Annotated in this window: 8 protein-coding genes; 7 read left to right on the forward strand and 1 reads right to left on the reverse strand. The window is 30.7% G+C overall.

Annotation, left to right across the window (positions count from 1 at the left end):
- The coding region (locus Q0370_RS03225; RefSeq protein ID WP_299572060.1) for a DNA translocase FtsK at positions 1-2,626 on the reverse strand (2,626 nt) is incomplete at its 3' end.
- A gap of 443 nt (positions 2,627-3,069) precedes the next feature.
- Here Q0370_RS03225 and Q0370_RS03230 point away from each other — a divergent pair.
- From Q0370_RS03230 to aphA, 7 genes are all read left to right on the forward strand, one after another.
- Positions 3,070-4,197 (forward strand): SIMPL domain-containing protein, encoded by a 1,128-nt coding sequence (locus Q0370_RS03230; protein WP_299572063.1) that lies wholly within the window; start codon positions 3,070-3,072, stop codon positions 4,195-4,197.
- A 114-nt stretch (positions 4,198-4,311) separates the two neighbouring features.
- A complete protein-coding gene (locus Q0370_RS03235) occupies positions 4,312-5,373 on the forward strand; it encodes an SIMPL domain-containing protein (protein ID WP_299572065.1) in 1,062 nt (353 codons plus the stop codon).
- 218 nt (positions 5,374-5,591) lie between these two features.
- On the forward strand, positions 5,592-6,986 hold the full coding sequence (locus tag Q0370_RS03240) for a sucrose-specific PTS transporter subunit IIBC (RefSeq protein ID WP_299572067.1): 1,395 nt from the start codon (positions 5,592-5,594) through the stop codon (positions 6,984-6,986).
- Between the two features lie 36 nt (positions 6,987-7,022).
- On the forward strand, positions 7,023-8,663 hold the full coding sequence (locus tag Q0370_RS03245) for a prolyl oligopeptidase family serine peptidase (RefSeq protein ID WP_299572069.1): 1,641 nt from the start codon (positions 7,023-7,025) through the stop codon (positions 8,661-8,663).
- 162 nt (positions 8,664-8,825) lie between these two features.
- Positions 8,826-10,244 carry an NADP-dependent glyceraldehyde-3-phosphate dehydrogenase gene (locus Q0370_RS03250; RefSeq protein WP_299572071.1) on the forward strand — a complete coding sequence of 473 codons (1,419 nt, stop codon included), beginning with the start codon at positions 8,826-8,828 and terminating at the stop codon, positions 10,242-10,244.
- Positions 10,245-10,327: 83 nt separating this feature from the next.
- Entirely contained in the window at positions 10,328-10,486 is a 159-nt protein-coding gene (locus Q0370_RS03255) for a hypothetical protein (RefSeq protein WP_299572074.1), read from the forward strand.
- Positions 10,487-10,530: 44 nt separating this feature from the next.
- Positions 10,531-11,253: an acid phosphatase AphA gene (gene aphA, locus Q0370_RS03260; protein WP_147006257.1), complete on the forward strand. Its 723-nt coding sequence runs from the start codon at positions 10,531-10,533 to the stop codon at positions 11,251-11,253.
- Positions 11,254-11,800: the final 547 nt, after the last annotated feature.

The raw sequence follows: 11,800 nt of genomic DNA on the forward strand, positions 1-11,800 counted from the left end.
CAGTTATTATTTGATCATCATAGCTTATAACTCCATGCTCTTTTAACTGCTCATAAATTCTTGAAGCTCTATTAAACCCTACTTTTAATTTACGCTGTAATAATGAAATAGAAACTTTATTTTCTTGTTTTATAATATTTACTGCATTTTCAAAAAATGGATCAATGTCAATTGTTTCTTCTTGAATTTCCTCTAAGATTTCATTTCTGTATTTTACTTTTTTAGAAGATTTTAGCGTATCTGTTAAATTTTTAACCTCTTCATCCGAAATATATGCTCCCTGAATTCTTTCCAGCTTTGAAGAACCATTTGCAAGCAGCAGCATATCTCCCTGACCTAATAACTTTTCTGCTCCAGCTGTATCAAGTATTGTTCTCGAATCAATCTGTGATCTTAATGCGAAAGAAATTCTGCTTGGCAAGTTTGCCTTTATCATTCCAGTTATAACATCTGTAGATGGACGCTGTGTTGCTACAACTAAGTGGATTCCAACTGCTCTTGCCTTTTGTGCAATTCTTGCGATTGACTCCTCAACACTTCCAGACGCTACCATCATAAGATCTGCCAGCTCATCAATTATTATAACAATATAAGGCATTTTTTCCACAAAACTTAATCCATTGTAAGTTTTTATATTTCTTACGCCATTTTCCATAAGCTGCTTGTATCTATTTTCCATCTCATTAACCGCCCATCTCAATGCTATTGCAGCTTGTTGCGGATCTATAATTACTGGAACAAGCAAATGCGGAATATCATTATATGGCATAAGCTCTACCATTTTAGGATCAACCATTATAAATTTAACTTCTTTTTCAGATTTTTTAGAAATCAATGTTGAAATTAATGTATTTACAGCAACAGATTTCCCTGAACCTGTCTGTCCTGCAATCAGTAAGTGAGGCATTTTAGCGATATCTATAAATTTATCTCTTCCAACAATATCTTTTCCTAAAATTACCCTTAATTCACCTTTATCGAGTTCTTTATTTTTTATGATGTTTGAAAAATGAACTGGCTCCTTAATTTTATTAGGAGTCTCGATTCCAATAGTATTTTTTCCTGGAATTGGCGCTTCTATACGAATACTTTCAGCTGCCAAATTCATTGCAATATCATCCGAAAGACCAGTAACCTTGCTCACTTTTATACCTTTTGGAATGACTATTTCATATCTTGTAATAGTTGGACCATATTCATAATTTACAACTTTGGCTTCAACTCCAAACTCTTTTAGTACATTTTCAAGGTGTCTTACATTTTCTCTTATGCTTTTTTCAATTTCCTGTTTTCTTTTAAGATCCATTGGTTTTGACTTAAAGATTTCTTCAATAGATTTTTTTACCACATCATCATAGCCTTGATTATTATCAAACATTGCATTAACTTTTTTTAATTCATCTTCCAGTTCCTTTTCCTTCATTTCTTTATTTTCAAATGCTTCCAGTTTTGGAAATTGCTGAAAATTCGGATCTATGTTTTCAGAATTGTATCTTTTAGATATTTCCTCTCTTCTTAAAGGTGTTACTATCTCTAATTTAGGTCCTTTTTTATCAACTTCTTTCTCAACTTTACTATCGTTTTCTTTTTTATTTTCATTTTCAACTGATACTTCTTCTTTTGAGTCGGATAAGCTATCTGAAGTTTCCTTTTCAGAGTCTAATTTTTCTTCTTCTTGTTCTTTAATTTCAGGCTTTTCTGAAACTTCTTCTTGCTTTGTAACTTCTGTTGGTTCTGCAACTGTTTCTAATTCATTTTCTTTTATTTTATCTTTTACTTCACTTTCATTCTTTTTCAAAGTTTCTACATTTTTTTGTTTACTTTTTTCTTTCTCTTCAAAAATTTCAATCCACTCTTTTTCTTTTTCAGCTAATTCCTCTTTCGAGTAAACTTCTGTTTTCTGTAAAAAGTTGTCTTTTGGTTTTTTCGCAATTTCAAAACTTAATTTTTCATTTCTGGACTGGATAATTTTTGCCTTCAACATTTCTCTTTGATAACGTTTATAATCTGTTTTTTTCAAATTTTCTGCATATTTTTTAGCAGCCAATTTTCTTTTTTTCTCTTTATAGTCATCACTTTTATAATATTTTATTATCTCTTTAAAAACTTCATATCCAAGTTCAATCAAGTCCTTAATTAACCATATTACAAAAATTATTACTAAAATTATCAAAACTATAAACATCCCTTGAGAATGTAACACTTTATAAAATGGCATTGAAAGCAATGCTCCAAGAATTCCACCACTTTCACGGCTAAATCCTATCTCTAAAAGTTGTCTTCCCGCCTCAGTAAAATTATCTGCCAAAGGTTTTCCCTTAACAACTGAACCCCTTACCAAAACCATTCCCCAGCTTAGAAATAATCCAATAAGAGCTGCAATTTTCCCCTGTGTCATATCAATGCCAATTTTTTCATAAAAAAATAAAATTATTCCATACAAAATAGCCATTACCGCTATAAACCATGTCATTTTTCCAAAAAATAATGTAATACCACTCAATATAAGAGAAAAAATATTCTCTCCAGCATTATCACTAAGCATACTTGATTTATTCCCTAATAGCAATACTAATATAAGCCCCGCAGCAAACCAAATTGCACCTTCGATTTTTCTTTTATTCATCTTACATCCTTTCTAAAAAATTTCTATCTACTAAATTGTTAATTTTAAATTCTGCCAAATTTAACCAAAATTAAATTGGATGTGTAAAACAATCCCTACTTTGAAATGGATTTATAATAATATCATACATTATACTATATTTTTTCAATTTTGTCATTTTTTTATTATGTAATTCTTCTAATTTTCTTTATTTTTATAACGAAATTTGGTTTGATTTTAGTTATTAAAGACTGTAAAGTAAAAAAATAATAAGTTATTTGCCAAACTATATCTTTTTTTATAACTAAAAGACATAGTTTAGCCATATATACAATATTTTCAGTAATAAACAATCTTACAAAATAAATAAAAAAACCCTCATCTACTTTTAATATACGTGTGTTATACTTATACAAAAGATAGGAATTTTTAAAAAATAATAAATTAGAATTATGGAGGTAAATATGAAAAAGATAGCAATTGCGCTTTTTTCACTTATGAGTATTCTTTCGTTTGGGGCGAATGAGAATATTGTGAGAAAAATTAGTGTTACTGGAAACGCAGAAAGAGAAGTTATGCCAGATTTAGCAAAGATTAATTTTAATGTTGAGGTTAAAGGAAATAGCTTAAATCAGGCAACAAGTGATGTAAATAAGAAAGTTGAGAAATTTAAAAATGAATTGAGAGCTAGAAAAATATCACTTGAAAATCTGGAAACAAAGGCATTTTACAATAGAAAGGGTACAGAATACGATGATGAAGATATTTTGGATGTAAAAACTGTTCCAAATAAAACTGTAAAAAATACTGATAAAAAGCCCACTTCTTATGACGTAAATATGTCAATGCTGGTAAAAAATACTGATTTTAACAAGATTTCAGCATTGATTGACTTGGAAGATGGAAACAATTTACAAAGTATTCAGAAAAATTTTGACGAAAATACATTTGCATTTAATATAAATGAAAATGGAATGACAGTTGACCAGGCTTTAAATAAAGTATTTAATAAACTTAATACTTCAAGAAGAAAACTGATTTCAGCTGGAATCCCTGAAAGTGATATTATTTTGAGCGATTATCAAATAAAAGAAAATTATACAGAAAATAAAGGTACAAAAAAAGATGTTTACTATGTTATAGATGAATTCATACTTACAACAAAGAATATAAAGGAACTTAATACAATAATTTCTATTGCTGATGATAATGGAATAAATATAAATGGCTCAATTAATTTTGACTTATCAGATAAAGACAGAATTGAGTCAGAAATGTATAAAGATGCCTATAATCAGACAAAACAGAAGGCAGAAAGCATTTTGCGTTCCAGTAAAATGAAATTAGGAACACCAATTATTGTAAGTGAAGATGTGGAATTTCAGCAAAAAATGATTGACAGAATTGATCAGGCCTGGGAAGTAAAGTATGAAGCGGCAGCAGCACCGATGGCAGAATATTCAAATGCTAAATTCTCAATTTATTCAGGGACAACATCTTTACGAAAGGATAGCAGAAGCTCAAGAGTTGACTATACTCCAAAACCATTAAAACTTGTGCAAAATATATCAGTTATGTATGAAATGAAATAACAAAAATAGTATAACTTTATATTTATACTAAATCCGGTTTAAAAATGGGAATAAATTTTTATACTAGACTATATTTTAAAGAATGAAAATTAAATTTTAGAAAGGAATTTTAAAATGAAAAAAATAATAACATTACTTATGATAATTTTTTCGGTATTATCATTTGCAGATGGCGAAGTTACTGGAAAAAGAATACAGGTTAGAGGAGTTTCACAAAAGGAAATTTCACCAAATTCAGCAAAAATTAGACTTACAATTCAGACTGAAAACGAAAATTTGGATAAGGCAAGTGCCGAAAATTCACAAATTCTTGAAAGATACAAGAGACTGCTTGCCCAGACTGGTACAAAATATAATAAGATTAATTCGACAGGATACTCCACTTATGAATCATATAACTGGGATACAGTAGTTGAAAACAAAGGAAAAAAGGAATATCAGACGAAACTTTCAATAGAAGTTGACAGAATCTCTCTTGATACATTGAAAAACTTTATGAATGTCCTTGCCACAGAAAAAATTTATTCTTTAAACAGAAGCAAAAATGGTACTTACATTTTCACTGTTACATCACAAAATGCGACAAACAAAGAGGCATACCAAAATGCAATGTCCAAATTTAATGAAATACAGCAAAAATTAAATAAAGCTGGAATTCCAGCAGGAATAATAAAAATTGCAGGTTACGACAATAAGGAAATCAATCTTGAAAAACGAACAAATAATAGAAAAAATATTCAGATAGTTTCACATGAAATTGAAGTTGAAACAAGAGATTTGAAAAATTTAGGAAATATTATAAATGTAGCAAATACATTGGGAATTGGTACAACAGGACAAATTGAATACGACATCGACAACAAGCAGCAATTAGAAAATGAACTTTATGAAAATGCCTACAAGGAAGCCTTGAAAAAAGCACAAGTTATTCTTGGGAAAACAGACTTGAACTTAAAAAATCCCGTTACAATAACAGATAAGTCATATGGAGTTATTCAACCATATACAGATTACAACTACAGTTACTACAGCCACGCAAATTATGAAACTAACTTAGTCCAGCTGAAAAAAAGCGACAAGGAACTCTTGGATGAATCAGCAAGAAAAAATATCGTAATTTCTCCAAAAAAATTAAATATTTCAAAAACTGTCTACATCGAATTTGAAATGGACTAAAAATCTAATTTTTTTAAAGACTACTGTATTTATTAGCAATATAGTAGTTTTTATTTTGTTAAAAATCAACAAAAAAAAATTAAAAAGAAATAATTTTAAAATTAATAAACTATTGTAATTCAAATAAAGTTATAGTTTTTTTCAAAAGCAGTATTGACTTTTCAAAAAAATAAGGTATAATTAATTTTATTGTTAAAAAAATTGTAAAGGAGATGAAAATGGCAAAAAGTTATGAAGAAATAGCTAAAGAAGTGATAGAAGCTATTGGAGGAAAAGAAAATATAAGTTCATTTGCACACTGTGCAACAAGACTTAGAATTATGGTAGTTGACAAGGATAAAATTGACAAAGACAAGGTAGATAGTATTGAAAAAGTAAAAGGAACAATGTTTAATTCAGGACAGTTTCAGGTAATATTTGGAACAGGAACTGTAAATAAAGTTTATGAAGCTGTTCAAGGACTTGGAGGAGTTAGTGAATCTTCAGTATCTGATATGAAAAAAGAAGCAGCTAAACAAGGAAGCGTTATTCAAAGAATTTCAAGAACATTTGGAGACATTTTTGTTCCAATTATACCAGTATTAGTTGCAACTGGTTTATTTATGGGGCTTCGTGGATTATTAACAAATGAAAATTTATTAAAATTGATGGGAACAACACCAGAAAGTATAAATCCTAATTTCTTAATGTATACACAAGTATTAACAGATACAGCATTTATTATTTTACCAGCGTTAGTTGCATGGTCTGCATTTAAAGTATTTGGTGGATCACCTGTATTGGGAATTGTATTAGGTTCTATGTTAATTAGCGGTTCTTTACCGAATGCTTATCAAGTAGCATCAGGAGATGCACATCCAATAATGTTCTTTAAGTTTATTCCAGTAGTTGGATATCAAGGAACAGTTTTACCAGCATTATTCGTAGGTATGATAGGAGCAAAATTAGAACAAAGATTAAGAAAAGTTATCCCAGATGCATTAGACTTATTATTAACTCCATTTATTGTATTTTTGGTAATGAGTACATTAGGGTTATTCGTTATTGGTCCAGTATTCCACAGTCTAGAAAATTATATTTTAATTGGTACAGAATGGATTTTAAAATTACCGCTTGGAATAGCAGGAATAATAATTGGAGGACTTCAACAACTAATAGTTGTAACAGGAGTACACCATATATTTAACTTCTTGGAAATTCAATTGCTTGCAAAAGATGGATTCAATCCATTTAATCCATTATTATCAGCAGCTGTAGCAGGACAATTTGGAGCAGTTCTAGCAGTTGGTATTAAGACAAAAGATGCAAAATTAAAAGCATTAGCATTGCCATCAGCATTGTCAGCAGCATTAGGAATTACAGAACCAGCAATTTACGGGGTAAACTTAATTAAAGGAAAAGGAAAACCTTTCTTAATGGGGCTTGTAGGTGGAGCAACAGGTGGATTTTTAGCTTCAATTTTTGGACTTAAGGCTTCTGGAATGGCAGTTACAGTGGTACCAGGAATGTTGTTATTCTTAAATGGACAAATGCCTTTATACTTAATTTCAATAATAGCAGCTTCAGGAGTAAGTTTTGCATTAACATATACAATGGTAAAACTTGAAAAATAATAAAATTTTAGCGGGAGTTTTTAGCTCCTGCTTTTTTTGAGAAATACAAAAATAAGGATAATGGTTGTTTATGAAAAAAGTTTAGCAATGATTTTGTTTATTATGCTAATTACTGGAGTAATTGTGAATGGTGCGACACGTGGGAACAGGAAAAAAGTGAGAAGAAAAAGAACTGATAGTGGGAAAGTGAGTGAAAAAACTGTGGATTTATCAAATTATGACGGAATAAAGAAAATTAGTATTTTTGTACAAGGGTTTGAAAGCGGGCCTGCTGTTAGCAAAATTATTTTAGAAATAAATGATTACAGAATAACAAATTTAAATAAAGATGGCTGGAAAGTGAAAACGAATGGATTTGAACGAAAAGTAGAAAATATTTATGTGTCTGATAGAAAAGGGGAAAAGGCATTTGACACAGGAATTATTACGCTTGAGCTGGAAAATAAGTTTGATACAAAAACTTTGAAGTATGAAGGGACGCCATTTATATATAACAGAGAAAAATTTTTTAATGAATGGGCAAAAGAATATATTGTGGAAATTGAAGGAAAAGTTACAGTTTATGGGAAAGATTACTTAGTTAATAAAAAAGAAAATGTGATTAATAATAGAGTTTCGACTGATACAGAATTATTCAATTATAGAAGTTCATTTAGTGGAAATTACAAAAATCCGATTACAAAAAAAATGGAAAATCTGAAACTGGAAATGGCAGCTTATGAGCCTAAAAGTCTAAAATCAGGAATAAAAAAACCTTTAATTATCTGGCTTCACGGACAAGGGGAAGGTGGAACAGATCCTGATATTGATATTTTAGGTACAGAAACTTCGGCACTTGCAAAAGAGGAAATTCAGAAATATTTTACTGCAGGAGGAACTGATACAAAAGGAGCATTTGTTCTGGCTGTACAGTCACCAACTTACTGGATGGATGAAGGCGATGGGACTAATGGAAATGGAAGCGGAAATTCGAGATACACTCAAATTTTGATGGATACAATCAAGGAATATGTAAAACATAATCCGTATGTCGATACAAGCAGAATTTATCTTGCTGGAGATTCAAATGGCGGATATATGACTGTAAATATGATAATTACTTATCCAGACTACTTTGCTGCGGCAGTACCGATTTGCGAGGCGTATGCTTATCACGAATATGTGAGAAATAGCGATGGAACTTATAAGACAAATAATATCGAAGTTTCGGCAGGCGGTAAAAACAGTGCAGTTTCAAGATTTGTAGAAACTAAGAAACTGTGGGTAACGAACGAAAAAATTCAGAAGATGAAAAAAACGCCAGTGTGGTTTATTGCGGCGGCAGATGATGGGATTGTTACGCCTAAAAAATTCTCACTTCCAACGTATAGAGATTTATTAAAGGATGGAGCGGATAATGCATGGTATTCGTATTATGAAAATGTAATTGGGACAGATGTGCCAGATTCAAGATTTCCTGGACATTTTTCGTGGATATATTTTTTGAATAATCAAGTGGAAGGTGTGCAGAACAGGGATAAAATAAAAAATTCCAAAGATACCGAAACTTTCGGATTTGAGCCAAGTAACACTGGAAAAGGCGGAAGTGAAAAGGCCAATGTAAATGGGAAGGCATTTAAAAATGTATTTGAGTGGATGAATTTTCAGAAAAAAAATAGTGGAGATAAAGTTTTTTAATATTTGTTTTGTATATTAAAAAGTAAATTTTTGAAACTTTTCGATATTAAAAATAACAAATATTCGAAATAAATGAAAAATATATGAAAAAAGGTATATTAATTATGTAAAATATGTGGTAAAATTATAAAGTATACAAAATTGGAATAAGGAGGTATTTTGATGAATTATCAAAATTTAGTGAACGGAGAATGGAAAGACTCTAAAAATACAATAACTATTTATTCGCCAATAAATGGGGAAGAACTTGGAACTGTACCAGCTATGTCAAGAGAAGAAGTTGATTATGCTATGGAATCTGCCAGAAAGGCCTTACCTGCTTGGAGAGCATTATCAGCTGTAGAAAGAGCGGCTTATTTGAATAAGGCTGCAGATATTCTTGAAAGAGATAAAGATAAAATTGGGGAAAACTTAGCAAAAGAAGTTGCAAAAGGAATTAAGGCTGCTATTTCAGAAGTAGTAAGAACGGCAGATTTGATTAGATATGCTGCAGAAGAAGGACTTAGAATCACAGGTGAATTTGTAAATGGTGGTGGATTTGAAGCTGGAAGCAAGAGAAAATATGGAGCAGTAAAAAGAGAGCCAGTTGGGATTGTACTTGCAATCGCACCATTTAACTATCCAGTAAACTTATCAGCATCTAAAATTGCACCTGCATTAATTGGAGGAAATGTAGTAATTTTTAAACCGCCTACACAAGGTTCAATTAGCGGATTGTTATTAATTAAAGCATTTGCAGAAGCTGGAATTCCAGCAGGAGTATTAAACTCTGTAACTGGAAAAGGTTCTGAAATTGGAGATTATTTAATTGAACATAAAGAAGTTAATTTTATAAACTTTACAGGAAGTACACCGATTGGGGAAAAAATTGGAAAACTTGCAGGAATGAGACCAATTATGCTTGAATTAGGTGGAAAAGATGCTGGAATCGTATTGGAAGACGCTAATTTAGAAAAAGCTGCAAAAGATATCGTATCAGGAGCATTCAGCTATTCTGGACAAAGATGTACTGCTATCAAAAGAGTGCTTGTAATGGACTCTGTTGCTGATAAATTGGCTAGCTTGATAAAAGCAGAAGTTGAAAAACTAACTGTAGGAGATCCTTTTGACAACGCTGATATTACAACAGTAATTGATACTCCATCAGCAGACTTTATCGAAGGATTGATAAAAGATGCACAAGAAAAAGGGGCAAAAGCATTGACAACAGTAAAAAGAGAAAAAAACTTAATATGGCCAGTAGTTTTTGACAATGTAACAACTGATATGAGAATCGCATGGGAAGAGCCATTTGGACCAGTATTGCCAATTATCAGAATAAAATCCGTAGATGAAGCAGTAGAAATTGCAAACAAATCAGAATATGGACTTCAATCAGCAGTATTCACAAAACATTTCCCATTGGCATTTGAAATCGCTGAAAAACTGGAAGTTGGAACTGTTCACATAAATAACAAGACTCAAAGAGGGCCTGATAGCTTCCCATTCTTAGGAATCAAAGGTTCAGGAGCAGGAGTTCAAGGAATAAAATACAGCATAGAAAGCATGACAAGAGTTAAATCTATTGTATTTGATATATAGAAATTTGAGAGATGTTTTCTTTTAAGAGAACATCTTTTTTTAAAAAAATTTAGATAAAAAACTATTTTACAGGAGGTTTTCCTATGAAAAAGGTAAAAATGTTTTTAGTATTGGTTCTATCTGCATTGGCAACTGTAAGTTGCTCTTATTTCAAAATTCCTAAAAAAACAGGGAAAAAAACAGGAAATATATGTACTTATACAGCAAAGGGAGAATTTATAGATTGTGAGCCTTTAAGATAGCAAGATTTTGTTAGTAAAATAAAAAATATATAGGAGGAAATGTTATGAAAAAAGCATTATTATTTTTATTTGCTGCATCTGTAGTATTTGCAGCAGGACCAAAGGTTCCTTATACTCATGAGGGATTTTATTCAACAGATAAAGTTCAGAAGGCTGTTCATTTTGTGTCTGTTGACGACATTAAGAAAAGTCTAGAAGGAAAAGGACCAATTAATGTAAGTTTTGACATTGATGACACATTGCTTCATTCAAGCGGATACTTTATCTATGGGCAACATTATTTCCAAATTCCAGGAGACAAAAGAGGAGCTGTAAGTTACCTGTACAACCAAAAATTCTGGGATTATGTAGCTGAAAACGGAGATGAACATTCAATTCCAAAACAATCTGCAAAAGACTTGATAAAAATGCACTTGGAAAGAGGAGATAACGTATTTTTCATCACAGGAAGAACAAAACATTCAAAAGACAAAAACTACACTTCTACAAAACTTTCTAAAACATTGCAAAGATACTTTGAACTACCAAAAGAAATTTATGTAGAATATACATCTGACACACCAACAGGTGGCTACAAATATGACAAATCATTCTACATCAAAAAACACAACGTTTCAATCCACTACGGTGACAGTGACGATGATATCCTAGCCGCAAGAGAATTAGGAATCAGAGGAATAAGAGTTCAAAGAGCTTACAACTCTACAAATCCACAAAAAATGAACGGTGGCTATGGAGAAGAAGTTCTAATAAACTCTGCATGGTAAAAATAAAAAAATTATAACATATATTTTCAGAAGTATTTTTTATACTTCTGATTTTTTTTTATAAAAATTAGTGGTTGAATTTTTTAGAGAAAAATGATACAGTAATACTGAATAAAAAACCTGTTCGGGTTGTAGTAAATATGCGAAGAAAAAGTTCTATTCTTATTGAATAGGGCTTTTTTTATAATATAATTTCGACTGTTAAGACTCGCAACCTTAACAACTACAATTACGAACAGAAGGTGGTCGTAATGGCAAATTGGGATTTGACTGTTTTGACAGTTATAATCATTTTGTTTTTGATTTTTAACAGTCAAAAATAGCAGTTGAATTCTTGTCTTATTGTCCTACCTTTTGCCTACCAGTTGAACTTTGCTGGTAGGTTTTTTTATTTTATTCTTTTCTTTTTATTTTAGTAGTTTTTTTAGCAGATTTTGAGAATCAAAAAAGAATTAAGCAAAATTTTGTTAAGAAAAATATTTTTTATCAAAATATACTCGAACCCATTTAAAATTGAACTGATAGAAATTATATAATTTAGGGTTTG

The organism is uncultured Leptotrichia sp., assembly GCF_938036635.1.
GTDB lineage: Bacteria > Fusobacteriota > Fusobacteriia > Fusobacteriales > Leptotrichiaceae > Leptotrichia > Leptotrichia hongkongensis.

Coding starts and splice junctions, on each gene's coding strand:
- aphA (WP_147006257.1), top strand. CDS start 10,531: ATGAAAAAAGCATTATTATTTTTATTTGCTGCATCTGTAGTATTTGCA.
- Q0370_RS03250 (WP_299572071.1), top strand. CDS start 8,826: ATGAATTATCAAAATTTAGTGAACGGAGAATGGAAAGACTCTAAAAAT.
- Q0370_RS03240 (WP_299572067.1), top strand. CDS start 5,592: ATGGCAAAAAGTTATGAAGAAATAGCTAAAGAAGTGATAGAAGCTATT.
- Q0370_RS03230 (WP_299572063.1), top strand. CDS start 3,070: ATGAAAAAGATAGCAATTGCGCTTTTTTCACTTATGAGTATTCTTTCG.
- Q0370_RS03255 (WP_299572074.1), top strand. CDS start 10,328: ATGAAAAAGGTAAAAATGTTTTTAGTATTGGTTCTATCTGCATTGGCA.
- Q0370_RS03235 (WP_299572065.1), top strand. CDS start 4,312: ATGAAAAAAATAATAACATTACTTATGATAATTTTTTCGGTATTATCA.